The organism is Noviluteimonas gilva (assembly GCF_009740395.1).
Lineage (GTDB): Bacteria > Pseudomonadota > Gammaproteobacteria > Xanthomonadales > Xanthomonadaceae > Noviluteimonas > Noviluteimonas gilva.
Genome location: NZ_WOXT01000001.1, coordinates 362984 through 380418, shown reverse-complemented (window position 1 = coordinate 380418; position 17435 = coordinate 362984). Strand labels below are relative to the sequence as shown.

The 17435-nt window shown below is 66.5% G+C and carries 19 protein-coding genes; 10 read left to right on the top strand and 9 right to left on the bottom strand.

Annotated features, from left to right (window positions below; genetic code table 11):
* Positions 1–19: 19 nt before the first annotated feature.
* Together GN331_RS16870 and GN331_RS01725 are read left to right on the top strand one after the other, a co-directional pair.
* Complete coding sequence (locus GN331_RS16870; RefSeq protein WP_156639767.1) at positions 20–724, top strand: PIN domain-containing protein; 705 nt, start codon at positions 20–22, stop codon at positions 722–724.
* A gap of 39 nt (positions 725–763) precedes the next feature.
* A complete protein-coding gene (locus GN331_RS01725) occupies positions 764–1090 on the top strand; it encodes a PilZ domain-containing protein (RefSeq protein ID WP_156639765.1) in 327 nt (108 codons plus the stop codon).
* Here the strand turns inward: GN331_RS01725 and pdeM are convergent, their stop codons facing one another.
* Genes pdeM through GN331_RS01700 form a run of 5 tightly spaced genes read right to left on the bottom strand, consistent with a single transcriptional unit; the run spans position 1091 to position 7573 of the window.
* On the bottom strand, positions 1091–1729 hold the full coding sequence (pdeM, locus tag GN331_RS01720) for a ligase-associated DNA damage response endonuclease PdeM (protein WP_156639763.1): 639 nt from the start codon (positions 1727–1729) through the stop codon (positions 1091–1093).
* On the bottom strand, positions 1722–4169 hold the full coding sequence (locus GN331_RS01715; protein ID WP_156639761.1) for a ligase-associated DNA damage response DEXH box helicase: 2448 nt from the start codon (positions 4167–4169) through the stop codon (positions 1722–1724). The genes pdeM and GN331_RS01715 overlap by 8 nt, the downstream gene beginning before the upstream one ends.
* Entirely contained in the window at positions 4166–5770 is a 1605-nt protein-coding gene (locus GN331_RS01710) for an ATP-dependent DNA ligase (RefSeq protein ID WP_156639758.1), read from the bottom strand. The genes GN331_RS01715 and GN331_RS01710 overlap by 4 nt, the downstream gene beginning before the upstream one ends.
* On the bottom strand, positions 5770–6771 hold the full coding sequence (locus GN331_RS01705) for a ligase-associated DNA damage response exonuclease (RefSeq protein ID WP_156639756.1): 1002 nt from the start codon (positions 6769–6771) through the stop codon (positions 5770–5772). The genes GN331_RS01710 and GN331_RS01705 overlap by 1 nt, the downstream gene beginning before the upstream one ends.
* 28 nt (positions 6772–6799) lie before the next feature.
* The gene (locus tag GN331_RS01700; RefSeq protein ID WP_156639754.1) at positions 6800–7573 is read right to left on the bottom strand and encodes a hypothetical protein; all 774 of its coding nucleotides are present in this window, start codon (positions 7571–7573) and stop codon (positions 6800–6802) included.
* Positions 7574–7752: 179 nt separating this feature from the next.
* On the opposite strand from GN331_RS01700, the gene GN331_RS01695 reads away from it, so the two are divergent.
* The gene (locus GN331_RS01695) at positions 7753–8319 is read left to right on the top strand and encodes an EF-hand domain-containing protein (protein ID WP_197426964.1); all 567 of its coding nucleotides are present in this window, start codon (positions 7753–7755) and stop codon (positions 8317–8319) included.
* A 156-nt stretch (positions 8320–8475) separates the two neighbouring features.
* A complete protein-coding gene (locus tag GN331_RS01690) occupies positions 8476–10404 on the top strand; it encodes a PAS domain-containing hybrid sensor histidine kinase/response regulator (RefSeq protein WP_197426963.1) in 1929 nt (642 codons plus the stop codon).
* A gap of 1 nt (position 10405) precedes the next feature.
* Here the strand turns inward: GN331_RS01690 and GN331_RS01685 are convergent, their stop codons facing one another.
* Positions 10406–10942, bottom strand: coding sequence for a DUF3016 domain-containing protein (locus tag GN331_RS01685; protein WP_156639751.1), 537 nt, complete (start codon positions 10940–10942; stop codon positions 10406–10408).
* A 130-nt stretch (positions 10943–11072) separates the two neighbouring features.
* Between GN331_RS01685 and GN331_RS01680 the strand changes: the two genes are divergently transcribed.
* A complete protein-coding gene (locus GN331_RS01680) occupies positions 11073–11546 on the top strand; it encodes an EF-hand domain-containing protein (protein ID WP_156639749.1) in 474 nt (157 codons plus the stop codon).
* Positions 11547–11549: 3 nt separating this feature from the next.
* On the opposite strand, the gene GN331_RS01675 is transcribed toward GN331_RS01680, so the two are convergent.
* On the bottom strand, positions 11550–12248 hold the full coding sequence (locus tag GN331_RS01675) for a glycosyltransferase (protein ID WP_156639747.1): 699 nt from the start codon (positions 12246–12248) through the stop codon (positions 11550–11552).
* A 127-nt stretch (positions 12249–12375) separates the two neighbouring features.
* On the opposite strand from GN331_RS01675, the gene GN331_RS01670 reads away from it, so the two are divergent.
* From GN331_RS01670 to GN331_RS01650, 5 genes are all read left to right on the top strand, one after another.
* Entirely contained in the window at positions 12376–12798 is a 423-nt protein-coding gene (locus GN331_RS01670; RefSeq protein WP_156639745.1) for a PepSY domain-containing protein, read from the top strand.
* Positions 12799–12856: 58 nt separating this feature from the next.
* Positions 12857–13963 carry a sensor domain-containing diguanylate cyclase gene (locus tag GN331_RS01665; RefSeq protein ID WP_156639743.1) on the top strand — a complete coding sequence of 369 codons (1107 nt, stop codon included), beginning with the start codon at positions 12857–12859 and terminating at the stop codon, positions 13961–13963.
* A gap of 289 nt (positions 13964–14252) precedes the next feature.
* Complete coding sequence (locus GN331_RS01660) at positions 14253–15218, top strand: ABC transporter ATP-binding protein (RefSeq protein ID WP_156639741.1); 966 nt, start codon at positions 14253–14255, stop codon at positions 15216–15218.
* A 2-nt stretch (positions 15219–15220) separates the two neighbouring features.
* Positions 15221–15982 (top strand): ABC transporter permease, encoded by a 762-nt coding sequence (locus GN331_RS01655; protein WP_156641182.1) that lies wholly within the window; start codon positions 15221–15223, stop codon positions 15980–15982.
* Positions 15983–16090: 108 nt separating this feature from the next.
* Positions 16091–16483 (top strand): type II toxin-antitoxin system PemK/MazF family toxin, encoded by a 393-nt coding sequence (locus GN331_RS01650; RefSeq protein WP_156639739.1) that lies wholly within the window; start codon positions 16091–16093, stop codon positions 16481–16483.
* A 158-nt stretch (positions 16484–16641) separates the two neighbouring features.
* On the opposite strand, the gene GN331_RS01645 is transcribed toward GN331_RS01650, so the two are convergent.
* Positions 16642–17004 carry an HNH endonuclease gene (locus GN331_RS01645; RefSeq protein WP_156639738.1) on the bottom strand — a complete coding sequence of 121 codons (363 nt, stop codon included), beginning with the start codon at positions 17002–17004 and terminating at the stop codon, positions 16642–16644.
* A 10-nt stretch (positions 17005–17014) separates the two neighbouring features.
* Positions 17015–17389 carry a YciI family protein gene (locus GN331_RS01640; RefSeq protein ID WP_156639736.1) on the bottom strand — a complete coding sequence of 125 codons (375 nt, stop codon included), beginning with the start codon at positions 17387–17389 and terminating at the stop codon, positions 17015–17017.
* Positions 17390–17435 lie beyond the last annotated feature (46 nt).

The window sequence follows — 17435 nt, the reverse complement described above, 5'->3', positions numbered from 1 at the left end:
GATCGCCTAGACTCGCCCCATGGCCAACCAATATCTCCTCGTCGATTTCGAGAACGTGCAGCCCGACAACCTCGGCGGCCTGAAGCCGAGCGAGTGGCGCATCCTCGTGTTCCTCGGGCAGCACCAGACGCGGCTCGAACTCGGGCTCGTGCAGGCGGTGCAAGCCTTCGGGCCCAATGCGCAGTACATCCCGATCGTCGGCAACGGCAAGGACGCGCTCGATTTCCACATCGCGTTCTACATCGGCAAGGTGTCGGCGGAACAGCCGGGCGCAAACTTCGTGATCGTGTCGAAGGACACGGGCTTCGATCCCTTGATCAAGCACCTCGACAAGCTCGGCATCCAGTGCAAGCGCGTGGCGACGATCCCGGGTGCGTCGGTGAAGTTGCCGACGGCGAAACCCGCGCCCGTCGCGAAGGTGGCGAAGGTGGTCGCGAAGGCGCCGGCAAAACAGGCAACCAAGCAGCCGGCAAAACAGGTCGCGAAGCAGCCCGCGAAGAAAGTGGCCGCACGCAAGCCGTCAGAGCCGCCGCGTTTCCAGGAAGTCGTCGAGCGGCTGAAGAAGATGAAGCACGCCGCGCCGCGCACGCTGAAGACAATGCATTCCTCGCTGGCGAGCTTCAACCCGCCGTTCGACGAAGCGCAGATCGACACCATGCTGCAGGCCCTGCAAGCCGCCGGCGTGCTGACGATCGAAGGCCGGAAGCTGGTCTATCCGGCCTGAGCGTCGGCTTCACGCGCCCGGCGCTAGATTTCGCGGGCCATGAGCGACGAACAACACGACGATCGCCGCCGCTATCCGCGCCAACCCATGGTGCGGACCATCCTGGTGCGTCCCAACGGGCACAAGCTCGACGCGCACCTGCTGGATCTGTCGCTCGGCGGCGCGCGCGTGACGCTGCCGCAGCATTGGTCGCCGGAGAACGGGGCGACGCTGCGCCTGTACTTCGAGAATGGCGACGCGGAGGAATCGATCACCTTGCGCGGCCATGTCACGCGCGTGGGCCTGGATGATCTCGGTGTCGAGTTCGATCCGGCGCAGGAGAAGGACATCCACGATCTGTTCGCCTCGCTCGGCCCGCGGCAGTAATCACGCCAGTCGAAGCAGGTCGCCGTGCATGCAGGCGACGAGGCCATCGCCCGGGTGTGTTTCAGGATTGCGCCCGCCGGTGAACGCGGAGAAGGCCGGCAGCACGCACGTCCGTGCCTGCAACCAGAATGCGGGCCATCGCCCCGGAAATCCTTCGATGCGGAGCGTGGGGTGGAGATGGCCGCACAGCACGTGCGCGGATGCGCGCGGATCGGGAGCATGACGGAGCGCGAACGGCCCATCGTCGAGTGCATCGCCGAGCAGATCGATGTCGAGCCCGGCGCGCACGAGCGCGCGATCGTGGTTGCCGGCGAGGACGCCGATGCGCAACTGCGAATGCTCGGCGCGGAACGCATCCCACCCTGCACGCCATTGCGGCGATTCGATGCCGCCGTGCAGGAAGTCACCGAGCACCCACGCCGTCTCCGCGCCGGTGACCCGTGCGAGCGTTGCGATGCGCGCCAGATCCAGGCGCGTGCCGCCACTGGGCAATGCGATGCCGAAGCGACGGAAGATGTCGGCCTTGCCCAGGTGCAGATCGGCCAGCAGCAAGCGGTTGCGTGCGGGCCAGTAAAGCGCGCGATCGGCGAGCAGGCGCATCGGCTCGCCTGCGATGACGAGATCCATGGCCTCAGCCATGGCGGCGTTCCAGTTGCGCCGCGACCCGTTCGACGCGCGCCCGCCAGTCTTCGGTGCTCAAGTGGCCGCGCTGGCTTTCCGCCCACAGGGGAAACGAAAGCGGCGTCAGGGACTTCGGTCGATGCAGCGCGATCGGGCGTCGTGCGCAATCATCGAGCGTATGCGCGAGCCGCGCGACATCAAGCTGCTGCGCGAAGACTTCGCGCTGGGCTTGCGTCAACAGCAGATGGCCGGGATCGTGGCGTGCCAACACGTCGTAGAGCAAACCACTGGAGGCTTGCAGTTGCCGCAACGAGCGCGGCGCGCGACCAGGCAGCGAAGGCGGCAGCAAGCCGGCGACGCGTGCGATCTCGCGGAATTGGCGGCGCGCGAGTTCGGTGAGGTTGAAGCTGTCGGTCAGATCATCGAGCAAGGCGTCGGGGCGCAGCATCTCCGCGAGCAACGTCGGTTCGACATCGACCTCCGCCTGCGCGGACAACACGAATCCGTAGTCGTTGGCCGCGAACGAAAACGAGTTGGGCACGCGCCGGCCCCAGCGCAAGGCGAGAAGCGCCGCCAGGCCTTCGTGTACCGCACGCCCGGCGAAGGGATAGACGAACAGATGGCGGCCGTCGCGCGTCTTCACCCACTCGCACAACAGATGCGCCGGGCCGGGCAGGGCCGACAACGATTGCTGCAACGCGAGCAGCGGCTGCAACGCGCGGAGTTCCGGCGCATCGCTTTCGCCCGACGCCACGCCCGCGAGCACGCGCTCGACCTCGCGCCCCAGCTCGCCCGACAACGGTAAACGTCCGCCCTGCCATTTCGGCACGATGCCGTCGTTGCGCTTGGCCAGGCGCACCTGCGCCGTCATCTCGTGCATGCGCACCAACTCGAGCGTGCGGCCAGCGAACTGGAAACGATCGCCCGGTCGCAGCCGCGAGATGAAATTCTCCTCGACCGACCCGAGCCCACCGCCGCGCAGGAACTTCACGGACACGCTGCCGTCGCTGGTGATCGTGCCGATCGACAATCGATGCCGATACGCGACCTTGCGATCGGCGACCACGTAACGTCCGTCGGCCTCGACGACCACGCGCCGATAGTCGGGATAGTGCGACAGCGCCGATCCGCCCTGCACGATGAACTCCAGCACCGCCTGCCAGGTCGCGTGATCGAGTTCGGCGAAGGCATGCGTGCCGCGCACTTCATCGAACAGGGCCTTGGCTTCGAAACCGCCGCCCAGCGCGAGGGTCACGCAATGTTGCGCGAGCACGTCGAGCGACAGGCGGGGCGGCAGGCGCGGTTCGATGCGGCCATGTGCGAGTGCTTGCCGCGCGGCGGCGTATTCGAGCATTTCCAGTGCATGCGTGGGGACGCAGACGACGTGCGCCGGCTCGCCCGGTCGATGGCGAGCGCGACCCGCGCGTTGCAGCAGGCGCGCCATTCCCTTCGGGCTGCCGAGTTGGAACACCTGATCGACTGCAGGGAAATCGACACCGAGATCGAGACTCGAGGTGGCGACCACGCAGCGCACCGTGCCATCGCGCAAGCCGATTTCGGCGGCCTGGCGCAGCTTCGCGTCGATGGAACCGTGATGCAGCAGCAGCGTTCCCTGGTCTTCCGGCCACACCGCGGACAGCGCGCGGTGCCAGAGTTCGGCCTGCGAGCGCGTGTTGGTGAACAGCAGGCTCGTGCCTTTCGAAAGGAGCCGATCCACCACGCGCGCGAGTTGCACGAGACCGAGGTGACCGGCCCACGGGAACCGTTCACCGGCTTCCGGAAGCAACGTATCCAGGGTGAGCGCCCGCGGCGGCAAGCCTGACACGAGTGCGGCATCGGGCGCATGCGGCAGCAACACGTCGCGCGCTTGTTCCAGATTGCCGAGTGTCGCCGACAAGCCCCAGAGACGGAGCGAAGGCGCCAGTGAACGCACGCGCGCCAACGCCAGTTGCAGGAGCACGCCACGTTTGTTGCCGAGCAATTCGTGCCATTCGTCGACGATGATCGTGCGCAGCTCAGAAAATTGCGCCGCGGATTCCGGATACGAGAGCAACAGCGACAGCGATTCGGGCGTGGTCACGAGCGCATCGAGTTGGCCCGCGCGCGCCAGGCGACGGTCGCGCGCGCTCGCATCGCCGGTTCGCAGACCGATGCGCCAATCCAGGCCGAGCGCGTCCACCGGTTCGCGCAAGGCGCGCAGCGTATCGGTCGCCAGTGCGCGCAGCGGCGTGATCCAGAGCAGGCGCAGCGGGCGCGTCGCGTTCTTCTTGCGTGGCGTGCGGGGCGCTTCGGCGATCGCGTCGAGCAGCGGTCCGCCGAACGCTGCGAGTGTCTTGCCGCTTCCGGTCGGCGTGTGCAGCAAACCCGATTCACCCGCCTTCCAGCGCTTCCACATCTCGCGTTGGAAGGGGAGCGGCTTCCATCCCTGCGATTCGAACCAACCGTTCAGCGGATTCATCGCGCCAGGGCCCGCAACGTATCGAGTCGATCCGCCTCCGCCGCGGGCTTGTCGATCCGCCAACGCAGGATGCGCGGGAAACGCACCGCGATGCCGGACTTGTGGCGCGTCGAACGATTCACCGCCTCGAAACCGAGTTCGAACACATGCGACGGCGTCACCGAACGCACGGGCCCGAAGCGTTCGATGGTGTTCGCGCGGATCCACCGATCGAGCTTCAGGATCTCCTTGTCGTCCAGGCCCGAGTACGCCTTCGCGACCGGCACCAGTGCATCGCCATCCCACAGGCCGAAGGTGTAGTCGGTGTAGAGCGCACTGCGTCGGCCGTGGCCGGATTGCGCGTACAACAGCACCGCGTCGATCGACAGTGGATCGATCTTCCACTTCCACCAATCGCCGCGTCGTCGACCCACCTGGTAGGGCGACGCGCGGCGCTTGACCATCAAGCCTTCCACCCCGCGTTCGCGAGCACCGATACGCGCGATGGCGGCCGTCTCCCAATCGGTTGCGATGACTTCCGGCGAGACCACCAATCGCGGGTCCGCATGTGCGGCGAGCAAGTCGGCGAGCGCCGCGCGTCGCGCCTGTAACGGCAGCGCGCGCAGATCGACGCCATCGCGTTCGAGCAAATCGTAAGCGAGCACGCGCACGGGCGTGTCCGCGAGGATCTTCGCGCCGGGCTTGCGCCGCTGGATGCGCGTCTGCAAGGCAGTGAAGGGCAGGGGTGCATCGCCTTCGCGCCAGCCGAGCAGTTCGCCGTCGATGACCGCGTCACCCGGCAGCGTGGCGAGCGCGTGTTCGATCTCGGGGAATCGTCCGTCGAGCCGCTCCTCGCCGCGCGACCACAACGCGATGTCGCTCCCGCGCCGGATCAACTGCACGCGGATGCCGTCCCATTTCCACTCGAGCAGCCAATCGTCGATGGGCCCGAGTGTTTCGGGCGCTGCCTCCAACGGCGAAGCAAGGAAGAAGGGATACGGCTGCGCACGATCGCCGGGCAACTCGCCTTCGGTGAGCAGGTCGCGCAGGAACGCAGGCGAGGGCGACCACGCGCCGAGCATGCGTTGCGCGATGCGTGCGATGTCCACGCCGCTCATCTCCGCGAGCGCTTGCTGCACGAGGCGTTGCGAGACGCCCACGCGCAACGCGCCGGTAAGCAGTTTGTTGAACGCGAGGCGTTCGTCGTAGGCCAGTGTTCGCCAGGCACCGACGATCACGTCGTGGCGCGCAGCGGCGTCGTGACCGGCCACGGCGAGCAGGCGCTGTTCGATCCACACGTGCAAGGGGGTGTCGTCGCGCGCCTCGGGCGGCGGATCGTCGAGCAGCAGCGTCAGCGTTTCCGCGAGATCGCCCACGTGGTGATAGCTCTCTTCCACCAGCCACGCCGGATCGCCACTCGCTTCGGCGATCCAGTCGCGCAATTCGTTCGTGCCCGCGATCTTCGCGCGCGCACCGCCGATCTTCCCGCCCGACAGCAACCACAAGGCCCACGCGGCATCTTCGGGCGGCGTCTGCCGGAAGTAGTCGATGAGCGCGTCGCGCTTGTCGGAGGTCGCCGTGCTGCGATCCAGGCGGCGATAGAGAGCGGCGAAACGGCGCATCAATCGTCGCCGCCAAATTCGGTGGAGAACGTGCCGGTCGCGATGCCTTGCTCGTTCAGGGCGCGCACGAGGGCGTCGGTGTTGCCATGCGTGGCGATCACGCGGCGCGCACCGGTTTCGCGAATCGTGCGCAGCAGGTCCGGCCAATCGGCATGATCGGACACGACGAAGCCCCGATCATGGTTGCGCCGCCGCCGATTCCCGCGGATGCGCATCCAACCCGATGCGAATCCCGTCTGCGCGCGACGGAAGCGCCGCATCCACGCACTGCCTGCGGCGGACGGCGGTGCGAGCACGAGTTCGCCGGCGAAGTCCGCGCCACGCTGTTCGTCGCTCACCAGGCGCGTGTCGAGCAAGGGCACGCCGCATTCGCGATACACCTGCACGCCCGCGGCGATCGCGCCGTGCAGCCATGCGGGCCGATCGGTGTGCGCCATCAGTTCCGCGAGCACGCGCTGCGACTTCCCGAGCGCATAACAGAACAGCACCGCGGCCTCGCCGCGCGCCGCGCATTCCTCGCGCCATTCGACGATCTCGCGCGCGACGTCCGACGTCTCCGGCCAGCGATACACTGGCAGGCCGAACGTCGCTTCGGTGATGAACACATCGCACGGCACGACCTGGAACGGCGCGCAAGTCGGATCGGGCTGCCGTTTGTAGTCGCCCGACGCGACCCATGTTTCACCGTCGACTTCGATCCGCACCTGCGCCGAGCCCAGCACGTGGCCGGCGGAATGGAAGGACACGCGCGCATCGCCGAGCACGAAGGTTTCGCCGTACTCGTAGGCGTGGATGGTTTCCTCCAGGCCCAGGCGCCAGCGCAGGATCGGCAATCCCGCGCGCGTGGCGTGGTATTCGCCCATGCCGCCGCGTGCATGGTCGCCGTGGCCATGGGTGATCACCGCGCGCGGAACGGGGCGCCAGGGATCGATGTGGAATCCGCCCGCGGGGCAGTACAGCCCTTCGGGGCGCAGGACGATCAGGTCGTTCGATGCCGGCATGCCGGCAGTCTTGCAGCGCCTTTGCGGACTACGCGTGATCGGGTGCGTCGGTCACCCAGCCGCCGCGATGCTTGAAGCGCAAGTACACCGTCTGCCCGACCAGCGCGACGATCAGCACCAGCGCGCACCACGCCGCCGTGACCGCGCCGCGCACGCCCCAATCCGATTGCATGACGTAGACGCCGATCAGGCCCCAGGTCGCCGCGCCCGCGTAATCGGCGTTGCCGCGCATGCGGTGGTTCACGGCCAACAGGACGATGGCGAGCACGGCGAACAGGATCAGGCTCCAACGCAGCATGTCGGTCGTGGACAGCAGTCGATACGCGACGATGACCTGCGCGATGTTGACGAACGCCGCCAGCGACAACCAACCGGCATGCAGCGAGATCGGCGTCCACGCCCACAGCCATTGCTGCGGCAGGCGCTGGCGATCGTCGGTGAGCACGAAGGCCGCGCGCAGCAGGCACGCGAGCGCGCCGAAGATCACGATCAGGTTCAACCAGTACAGGCCCATCGAGAACAGCGGCATCCAGGCTGTCGTGAGCGCGAAGCCCGCCGCGGTCCAGGGTGCGATGTGCGTCAGCGTCGCATCGTCGCGACGCGAGCTGCCTGCCTGCCACATCCCGTAGAGCAGGTCGAACACGAAGATCACGCCCCAGATCGAAAACGCCCAGCCCGCCGGCAACAGCAGGTTCGGAAACTGCGCCGACACCGCGGCCGACGACGGGCCGAAGGTGCCCCGTTCCGTGAGCCAGGCCACGACGGGCATCGCGATCGCGAACAACAACACGAGCAGGCGCATGGTGGGGCTCCTTTGCGAATGCGCCGACGCTATCAGGCGCGCGTGAGCGCCGCGTCGAACACCCGCTTGCACAACCATGAACCATCCCATCGTCCACCGATGAGCTTGTCGATCCCCATTGATGCCCCGGTCACCAAGCGCGGCGCAGGCTCGGGATTCCCCTGATGGAGCACCACCCCATGACCCGCAAGACACTGCACATGTGCCTCGTCGCCGTTCTTTCGAGCGTCGCCTTCGGCGCCTCGGCGAACCATGGCGGCGAGGACAAGTTCAAGATGATGGACACCAACAACGACGGCCAGGTCAGCGCCGCCGAACACGACGCCGCCGTGACCAAGATGTTCGGCGACATGGATGCCGACAAGGACGGCTTCGTGACGTCCGCCGAGATGGATGCCAGGCACGCGTCGATGAAGACCGCCGACAAGGGCGAGAAGCACGGCATGGACATGAAGTCCATCGACAAGATCGCCAAGATGGACACCGACAAGGACGGCAAGTTGTCGGCCGCCGAGTACGGCGGTGGTGCGAAGGAAATGTTCGGCAAGATGGACGCCGACGGCAACGGCATGCTCTCGCGCACCGAAATGGATTCCGGCCACGACAAGATGATGACCAAGGACAAGCCCGGCAAGGACGATTGGGGCACGAAGGACAAGGGCACGTCGGCCGATGCTTCGGATCACGCGGGCCATGACTCGGCTGCTTCGACTTCGACGCCGCCCGCCGACGACAACGGCGGCTGAAGCCTCAAGCCTGCGCTGCGCCGGCCCCCGGTCTCCGGGGTCGGCGCGGTTCGGGTGTGAAGACCGATTAACGTGCGCGATGGTCCAATGATTCGTCGCGCGCGCACGAGCCGCGCGATGCAGCAGTCCGGCCAGGCCGGCTAGGGGACATCGCAAGTGGACACCGGCAACAAGCCCGCCCTCGTTCCGGCGTCGACGACGCATTGGAACGACGACAACGCCCTGTATCGCCGCGTGGTCGGCGACGTGCCGGACTACGCCATCTTCATGCTCGATCCCGAGGGCATCGTGCGCACCTGGAACACCGGCGCGCAGCGCATCAAGGGCTATCTCGCCGACGAGATCATCGGCCAGCATTTCTCGCGCTTCTATCCGCAGGAGCGCATCGACGCGAAGTGGCCGGACCATGAGCTGCGCGTGGCAGCCGAAACCGGTCGCTTCGAAGACGAAGGTTGGCGCGTGCGCAAAGACGGCACGCTGTTCTGGGCCAACGTGGTGATCACGCGCATGCTCGACGACGACGGGCGCCTGATCGGCTTTTCGAAGATCACGCGCGACCTCACCACGCGCCGCCGCCATGAAGAACTGATCCGACTGAGCGAGGAACGCTTCCGGTTGCTCGTCGAAGGCGTGGTGGATTACGCGATCTTCATGCTCGATCCCGCCGGGCACATCGCCAGTTGGAACGCGGGCGCGGAAGTCACCAAGGGTTACCGGGCGGACGAAATCATCGGCCGCCACTTCTCCGTGTTCTATCCGCCGGAAGTCGTCGCGGCAGGGTGGCCGGAGCGCGAACTCGAAATCGCGCTCGAGGACGGCCGCTGCGAAGACGAAGGCTGGCGCATGCGCAAGGATGGCACGCGTTTCTGGGCGAGCGTGGTGATCACCGCGTTGCACGACGAAGCGGGCACGCACATCGGCTTTGCGAAAGTCACGCGCGATCTCACCGACCGCCGCCGCGTGCGCGCGCTGGAGGACGAGGGCAAGCGCGTCACCACCTTCCTCGCGATGCTCGGGCACGAACTGCGCAACCCGCTCGCGCCGATCACCAACGCCGTCTCGCTCATGCAACTGGAGCCGATGGAAACCGAGCGCCTGCGCATGTGCCGCGACGTGATCTCGCGCCAGTTGGTGCAGATCACGCGGCTGGTGGACGATCTGCTGGACGTCGGTCGCATCACCGCCGGCAAGATCCACCTTGACATGAAGCCGGTCGAAATCGGCGCGGTGTTGTCCGCGGCCATCGAAGGTTGCGAACCCGAAGCCCGCAGCCGCGAACACACCGTGACGCTCGAGCGGCCGGGCGGACAAACGTGGGTATCGGGCGATCCGGCACGCTTGCAGCAGATCGTCGGCAACCTGCTCAACAACGCGGTGAAGTTCACCGACCGCGGCGGGCGCATCCAGGTCGTGCTGCGCCGCAATCGCGCGTTCGCGGAAATCGCGATCAAGGACAACGGGCCCGGCATCGCGCCGTGGCGCCTGCAGGACATCTTCAACCTGTTCGTCCAGGGCGAACAGGATCTGGCGCACTCGCAGGGTGGCCTCGGACTGGGATTGAGCCTGGTGCAGCAGATGGTGGCGCTGCATGGCGGCGATGTCGCCGCGTACAGCGCGGGCATCGACAAGGGATCGGAGTTCGTCGTGCGCATTCCGTTGATCGAAGCGCCCGTGCCGACCACCGCGCCCGAGTTGGAGTCACTCGCGCCGCGCGCGCACAGCGTGCTGGTGGTCGACGACAACCGCGACGCCGCGGACACGATGGCGGCGCTGCTCGATCGCCTCGGTTATCGGGCGCGCACCGCATACGACGGCGCGAGCGCGCTGGCCGAAGTGCGCGCATCGCAACCGGATTTCGCGTTCCTCGACATCGGCCTGCCCGACATGGACGGGCGCGCGCTGGCGAAATCGATCCGCGAAGAATTCGGCGAGAAGATCGGACTGATCGCGCTGACCGGCTACGGACAGGAACAGGATCGCGACTCGACGCACGCCGCGGGGTTCCGCGAACATCTCACCAAGCCGCTGACGATCGAAGGCTTGTCCGCCGCGCTCGGGCGGCTGGAAGCGCAGAAAGCGGACTGAGTTACTTGAACTCGCGGCGGATCCACGTGTCGATCAAACGCTTGTCGTAGCGCAGCGGATCGCTCGACGGGAACGGCGCGGGCGACTGCAGGTAGGCGAGGTCGGCGATCTTGCGCTCGCCTTCCGCGATCACCGCGCCGCTCGCATCCTTGCGCGAAAACTGCAGCGTCATGCGCGGCGGATACACATCGCGCAACACGCGCACGTCGTCGGTCTGGCTGTACAGCCACTCGTATTGGCCGGCGCGCTGGATGTCGAGGATTTCGACGTCCACGCGTTCACCCGCGGGAACGACCTTCGTGAGTCGCTCCTGCATGTAATCGGCGAGTTCGACGACCCAGTCGCCTTGCGCGGCGAGGCGCCGATTCTGGCTGTAGCGCAGTTCGGCGAACTCTGCGGGATCGCCCCAGCGCACGGAGACGGCGCTGTCCTGGCCCACGGCGCGTGGGCGCGCTTGATCGGTGACGGTGCGAGGCCCACCCGTGGCGCATGCCGTCAGCGCCAGCAGCAGGGCGAGAAGGACAGGGCGTGTGGACATGGCGGCGCTCGGGGTCGGGGGGCTCATCGGTGAGTGTGCGACTGCGCGCGCGTGGGTTCAATGTCGGTCTTGACGGCCGCTTAATGCGATACGCCGCAGCGTCGCACCACCCCTCGCCGGAGCGTCCCCCATGAACCGCTCGCCCGCTGTTTTCGGCACCTTGCTCATCGGTGCCCTGTGCGCAGCCCCTTGCCTGGCGCAGTACCAGAACACGGCGCCCGACGCGACGCCGCGCACCAACAACCCCGTCCCCGCGTCCACGCGCCTGCCGCAGAACGCCGAGCAGCGCATGGCCGCGATCGACACGAACGGAGACGGCGCCCTGAGCGAAGACGAATACGAAGACGCGATGACCCGCGCGTTCCGCGACCTCGATGCCGACCGCAACAACCGCGTCAGCGCCGACGAACTGGGAAGCGCGAGCGGCCCGCAGCAGGACGGCATGCTGTCGCCCGCCGATCGCATCCGCCGCGTCGACGTCAACACCGACGGCGAACTCACCGAAGAAGAACTCACGCGCGGCGCGGAGCAAGCCTTCCAACTGCTCGACACCAGCAAGGACGGGACGCTCGACCTGGGCGAACTGAAATCCGGCGGCGGTTGATCGTCAGTGGCGGCGCTTGTCGTACCAGAGCGCCAGGTGATCGCGTGACCGCAGGATGCGCCGCCCGCGCAGGGCGAAGCGGAACATCAGGCGCAAGTGGTCGAGCACGCCGAAGGTGCGCAGCTTTCGATCCGACGTGCGCACCGCTTCGCGCAGGATGCGCACGCGGCCGACGGTGGCCAGGGCGCGACTGAAGGCGACGTCTTCGCCTGCGTAGTAGTTCGTGTCGAAGCCGCCGGTGGCGTCGAACGCCGCGCGCGTGCAGTACACGAAGCAGCCCGGCGTCACGCGCATCCATCGGAACACGTGCATCACCGCGGCGGTGAACAGGCGCACGGACCCGCGCACGTCGCCGTCGAGTTCGACCGCGCAACCGCCGCCCACTGCGCCGGCATCGAGCGCTGCGATCGCCGCACGCAGCAAGCGTGCATCGATCAGCGTGTCCGCATCGACGAAGCACAGCCGGGTGCCCGTTGCCGCCGCGGCTCCGGCATTGCGCGTCGCCGCGATATGGCGGAAGGCAACGCGAACGACTTGTGCGCCATGCGCACGCGCGACATCGCCCGTGGCATCCGTCGAGTCGTCGTCCACGACGATCAACTCGTACGCGACCCCGCAATCGTGCGCGGCCGCGTGGATCGCATCGAGCGTGGCGCCGATCAACGGTGCTTCGTCGTGCGCGGGAATCAGGAAGGACCACATGCCTGCATTCTTCACGCCACGTGCAACTATCGCAACGCTGCGTGATCGCACTTCGCGCATTTCATCCTCGATTCGCGTTGCGATGCCGAGACTGGCGGCCGTTTCCAACAACAACGAGAGTCGCCCGATGAAGCGCAAGACCCTTTTCCTGTTGGTGCTCGCCTGCGCCACCGGCACCGCCTTCGCGCAGCAAGCCGTGCTCACCGAACCGCAGATCCGCGCCAAGCTCGAAGCCGAGGGCTACACGAAGGTCAACGACGTGAAGTTCGAAGACGGCGTGTGGAAGGCCGACGCCAAGAGCGCGGACGGCAACCACGTCGACGTGCGCCTGGATGCCAAGACCGGCGCGGTCTATCCCGACGAGCAGGTCGCCAACCTCAACCAGGCCTCGGTGACCGCCAAGCTCACGGCCGCCGGCTACACCAACGTCCATGACGTCGATTACGAGGATGGCGTCTGGAACGCCGAGGCCGACGACCCGGCCGGCAAGGACGTCGAGGTGAAGATCGACGCCAAGACCGGCGCCGTCATCGGCAAAGAGAAGGACTAACCCGACGCGGTCCCCGGCGCCGCGCTAGACTCGGCCCCCGGGGCGCCTCGGGGGCGACATGCACGGGCCAGAGATCGTCGAATTGGATGAGCAGCCTGCGGGCGCACGGGAGGTTCCCGTCGCGCCCGTTTGGCATGCGCGGCTGGCGGGCCTGCTCGCCGAAGTCTCGCGCGAAGCGCTGCAGGGCGAGGATCTCGAAGCCGTGTTGCGGCGCATCGTGGATTGCCTGGTGCGCAACCTGCCGGTCGCCATCGCCAGCATCATCCTGCTCGACGACGACGGCACGCATTTCGTGCAGGAAGTCTGGGCCGGCGACCTCGACCTGTATCCGGCCGAGCTCGCGCATGGCTGGCCGGTGAGCGTGGGCGCCGCGGGCCGCTGCGCGCGCACGGGCGAAGCGCAACTGATCACCGACGTCGAATCCGATCCGGATTACGTGCCCGGCAACACGAAGGTGCGTTCGGAATACCTCGTGCCGATCCGCCATCGCGCGCGCCTGCATGGCGTGCTCAACATCGAAAGCACGCAACCGGATTTCTTCTATCCCGAGGCGCGCGAAGTGTTCGACGCGATCGCCGACCAGGTCGCGGGCGCGATCCATCTCGCGCGCGTGGTCGCCGAGCTGGAAGCCGCCAATCGCAAGCTGGAAACGCTGTCGATGATCGACGGCCTGACCGGCATCGCGAACCGCCGCTGCTTCGACCAACGCCTCGCGGCCGAGTGGGAATGGCAGTCGGTGGAGCATCGCGAACTCGCGCTCGTGCTCGTCGACGCCGATTCCTTCAAACCCTTGAACGATGCGCACGGGCATTTGTACGGCGATGAATGCCTGCGCGAACTCGCGCGCCTGTGCACGCGATTCGCCGATGGCACCGATGACCTCGTCGCGCGTTTCGGCGGCGAGGAACTGGTGTTGCTGCTGCCCGATCGCTCCCTCGAAGCGGCCGTGGCGCTGGGGGAGGCGCTGCGTCGCGATGTCGAAGCGGCCGCGATGCGCCACGACAACTCGGCGATCGCGCCGTATGTCACCGTGAGCATCGGTGTGGCCGCGGTGACGCCGACCGCGGCCCGTTCGCCCGACCGCCTGATCGCCGCGGCCGATCGCGCGCTGTATGCGGCCAAGGCGCAGGGGCGCAACCGCGTGGTGGCCGCGCAGGTCGATTGATCCAGCGCATTGCCCCGAATCCGGGACACTGATTCCGTCATTCGGCGTCTTATCGCCGTCGCATATCCCACCTACCCTGAGCCTCCCCCACGACCCCCGGTGAGGCCCATGCGACGTCGCAAGCGCAGTTTCTTCAACGCCCTGGCCCGTGCCCTCGGCACGCTGTTCGCACGACCCCGGATCGCCGTTCGCGAAATGGGCGAGCTTGGTTGAACGCATGAACGACGCAGGCCGCGCGGCGCACGGCTACGATGGTCACCTCCCCCGCCATCGAGCCGAGGCGCCGCGCATGGGCCCACGCGATCCTGTTGTTCGAGAGCATCCCGTCCGCGAGCCGGTCGTTGCGATCCGCAACGTCAGCAAGACCTACGCCTCGGGCTTCGAGGCGCTCAAGCACATCGACCTGGACATCCTGCGCGGCGAGATCTTCGCGTTGCTCGGCCCCAACGGCGCGGGCAAGACGACGCTGATCAGCATCATCTGCGGCATCGTGAACGCGAGTTCGGGCACGGTGGTCGCCGACGGACACGACATCATCTCGGACTATCGCGGCGCACGCAGCAAGATCGGGCTGGTGCCGCAGGAGTTGTCGACCGATACGTTCGAAACGGTGTGGTCGACACTGCGCTTCAGCCGCGGCCTGTTCGGCAAGCCACCGGACAACGCGCACCTGGAACGCGTGTTGCGCGACCTCTCGCTGTGGGACAAGCGCAACGACAAGATCATGACGCTCTCCGGCGGCATGAAGCGCCGCGTGCTGATCGCCAAAGCGCTCGCGCATGAACCGCAGATCCTCTTCCTCGACGAGCCCACCGCGGGCGTCGACGTCGAGTTGCGCCACGACATGTGGGAGATGGTGCGCCGCCTGCGCGAACACGGCACGACGATCATCCTGACCACGCATTACATCGAAGAAGCCGAGGAGATGGCCGACCGCATCGGCGTCATCCGCAAGGGCGAGCTGATCCTCGTCGAAGACAAGAAGACCCTGATGCGCAAGCTCGGGAGCAAGCAGCTCGCGATCTCGCTGCAAACACCGCTGGCGCAGGTGCCCGCGGAGTTGGCGGACCTTCCGTTGTCCTTGTCCGAAGACGGGCATTCGCTGGTCTACACCTTCGATACGCAATCCGAAGAAACGGGCATCGCGCCGTTGTTGCGCCGGTTGCACGAGCAGGGCATCGATTTCAAGGACCTGCATTCCAGCGAGAGTTCGCTGGAAGACATCTTCGTCAGCCTGGTGAGGACGCCGGCATGAGCATGAACACGCATGCGATCAGGGCGATCTACCGCTTCGAAATGTCGCGCACGTTTCGCACGGCGCTGGAAAGCATCCTCTCGCCGGTGCTGTCGACCTCGCTGTATTTCATCGTGTTCGGCGCAGCGATCGGCTCGCGCATGGGCGACCTGGGCGGCGTGAGCTACGGGGCCTTCATCATCCCCGGCCTGATCATGTTGTCGCTGCTCAACGAAAGCATTTCCAACGCCTCGTTCGGCATCTACCTGCCGAAATGGTCGGGGACGATCTTCGAATTGCTGTCGGCGCCCGTGTCGTATTTCGAAGCGGTGATCGGCTACGTCGGCGCGGCGGCGACCAAGTCGCTGATGCTCGGCCTGCTGATCCTGGTGACGGCGCGCATTTTCGTGCCTTACCAGATCGCGCATCCGTTCTGGATGTTGTGCTTCCTCGTGTTGACGGCGGTGACCTTCAGCCTGTTCGGTTTCATCATCGGCATCTGGGCCGACAGCTTCCAGCGCCTGCAGGTGATCCCGCTGCTGATCGTGACGCCGCTGACGTTCCTCGGCGGCGCGTTCTATTCGATCGACATGCTGCCCGAACCGTGGCGCACCTTCACGCTGTTCAACCCGGTCGTGTACCTGGTGAGCGGGATGCGCTGGAGTTTCTACGACATCGCCGACGTCAACGTGTGGTTGAGCGCGGGGGCGATCGTTGCGTTCCTGATTGCGTGTCTGATTGGGGTTTCGTGGATCTTCAAGACGGGCTACAAGATTAAAGCCTGAGGAAATTGCGACAGTCTGCTGTTGGCGATTTCTCCATCAAGCCTCGGGTTCACCGAATCCCGATGGAGGTCGCATGGAGTGGGATGTCGGGCGCGCTAAGTTCGGCGCATGCCCATTCAATATCACCCGGATCTCGGCGAGGCCCTGTGGTGCGAGTACGAGGGTTTGGCGCCGGAGATGATCAAGCGTCGGCTCGCCGTGGTGCTCACGCCGAAGGCTTGCCAGCGTGCGCGAATCGCCACGGTCGTTCCTGTCAGCACGACGCCGCCCGAAGTGATCCGGCCGTGGCATGTACGCCTTTCGCAGGACCCGCTTCCGCACGGCGGTTCCAGTGATGTCTGGGCGAAGTGCGACATGGTGAACGTCGTTTCGTTCGCTCGCCTGTCGAACTATCACAGGCGGTGGAACGGGCGTCGGGAGTATCGGAAATTGCGAGTGTCGCTCGAAGATCTTCGCCGCATTCGCGGAGGCGTTCTCTCTTCGTTGGGACATCCGTGGTAGATCGCTTGCATGGTGACGGTGCAAGGCGTAATTTGCCGCCGTCCCCGGTTCGCCGGGCTGAAGTCCTTCGGTCAGGTGCGCCCCCCGTAGGCAGGCCAGAACGGCAGCCGCCATGCCGCCTGGCTTTCGGTCGACACAGCCGCCCTTGGGCGGCTTTTTCATGCGCCGGCGTTGGCGCTCCGCAGCAACGCCGTCGTGAGCCATCGCAACTCGGTGACGTCTTTCCGGATCAGGTCGCGATAGACGTCCGCAGGCAATGGGTTTTCCGTCTCGTGCCGCGTCAAGTTGCAATGCCGACATGCCGCAACGATATTCCGCACCTCCGCGCCGCCATCGCGACGTGCGATCACATGCTCGGCCGTGCACTGGAAGTGGACGCAATCCTCCAGCCGCAGCCCGTGTTGCTCCGCGAACGCCCAGGCATTCTTGGTCCACATCGGCGCATCGCAGTAATGGCAGCGGTGTTGCTGCTTTCGCGCAGCGATTTTGCGGAAACGCCGGAGCTTGTGGTTGTTGGGCATCGCCGTTGCCTCAGGCGCCGACTTGCTTGCGCACCAGGGCGATGTCGCGCACGGGGCGGACTTCGATGCAGCCCGTCGTCGCCCACGGCAGTTCGGCGGCCATGCGCACGGCGTCTTCGATGCTGTCGGCTTCGATCAGGTTGAAGCCGCCCAGCAATTCCTTCGTCTCGGCGAAAGGCCCGTCGCTCACCCGCGTCTGGCCGTCGCGGATGCGCACGGAGCGCGCGGTCTTGACGTCCTCGAGTTGCGAGAACGACACCAGCTTGCCCGCGCGCTGTTGTTCGTCGGCGTGTTCCAGGCAGCCCTTCATCATCGTGTCGAACTGCCCGGCGGGCAGGGCGTCCATGAGGGCGGGGTCGGCATAGACGAGCAGCAGGTATTGCATGCGGGGGCTCTGCGCGGTGGGGAGCCCCGATGCTAGCGCAGCAGAC

What these genes read in the sequence shown, in the direction of transcription:
- GN331_RS16870 (WP_156639767.1), top strand. Translation starts at nt 20, where the DNA reads ATGGCCAACCAATATCTCCTCGTCGATTTCGAGAACGTGCAGCCCGAC.
- GN331_RS01725 (WP_156639765.1), top strand. Translation starts at nt 764, where the DNA reads ATGAGCGACGAACAACACGACGATCGCCGCCGCTATCCGCGCCAACCC.
- pdeM (WP_156639763.1), bottom strand. Translation starts at nt 1,729, where the DNA reads ATGGCTGAGGCCATGGATCTCGTCATCGCAGGCGAGCCGATGCGCCTG.
- GN331_RS01715 (WP_156639761.1), bottom strand. Translation starts at nt 4,169, where the DNA reads ATGAATCCGCTGAACGGTTGGTTCGAATCGCAGGGATGGAAGCCGCTC.
- GN331_RS01710 (WP_156639758.1), bottom strand. Translation starts at nt 5,770, where the DNA reads ATGCGCCGTTTCGCCGCTCTCTATCGCCGCCTGGATCGCAGCACGGCG.
- GN331_RS01705 (WP_156639756.1), bottom strand. Translation starts at nt 6,771, where the DNA reads ATGCCGGCATCGAACGACCTGATCGTCCTGCGCCCCGAAGGGCTGTAC.
- GN331_RS01700 (WP_156639754.1), bottom strand. Translation starts at nt 7,573, where the DNA reads ATGCGCCTGCTCGTGTTGTTGTTCGCGATCGCGATGCCCGTCGTGGCC.
- GN331_RS01695 (WP_197426964.1), top strand. Translation starts at nt 7,753, where the DNA reads ATGACCCGCAAGACACTGCACATGTGCCTCGTCGCCGTTCTTTCGAGC.
- GN331_RS01685 (WP_156639751.1), bottom strand. Translation starts at nt 10,942, where the DNA reads ATGTCCACACGCCCTGTCCTTCTCGCCCTGCTGCTGGCGCTGACGGCA.
- GN331_RS01680 (WP_156639749.1), top strand. Translation starts at nt 11,073, where the DNA reads ATGAACCGCTCGCCCGCTGTTTTCGGCACCTTGCTCATCGGTGCCCTG.
- GN331_RS01675 (WP_156639747.1), bottom strand. Translation starts at nt 12,248, where the DNA reads ATGTGGTCCTTCCTGATTCCCGCGCACGACGAAGCACCGTTGATCGGC.
- GN331_RS01670 (WP_156639745.1), top strand. Translation starts at nt 12,376, where the DNA reads ATGAAGCGCAAGACCCTTTTCCTGTTGGTGCTCGCCTGCGCCACCGGC.
- GN331_RS01665 (WP_156639743.1), top strand. Translation starts at nt 12,857, where the DNA reads ATGCACGGGCCAGAGATCGTCGAATTGGATGAGCAGCCTGCGGGCGCA.
- GN331_RS01660 (WP_156639741.1), top strand. Translation starts at nt 14,253, where the DNA reads ATGGGCCCACGCGATCCTGTTGTTCGAGAGCATCCCGTCCGCGAGCCG.
- GN331_RS01655 (WP_156641182.1), top strand. Translation starts at nt 15,221, where the DNA reads ATGAACACGCATGCGATCAGGGCGATCTACCGCTTCGAAATGTCGCGC.
- GN331_RS01650 (WP_156639739.1), top strand. Translation starts at nt 16,091, where the DNA reads ATGCCCATTCAATATCACCCGGATCTCGGCGAGGCCCTGTGGTGCGAG.
- GN331_RS01645 (WP_156639738.1), bottom strand. Translation starts at nt 17,004, where the DNA reads ATGCCCAACAACCACAAGCTCCGGCGTTTCCGCAAAATCGCTGCGCGA.
- GN331_RS01640 (WP_156639736.1), bottom strand. Translation starts at nt 17,389, where the DNA reads ATGCAATACCTGCTGCTCGTCTATGCCGACCCCGCCCTCATGGACGCC.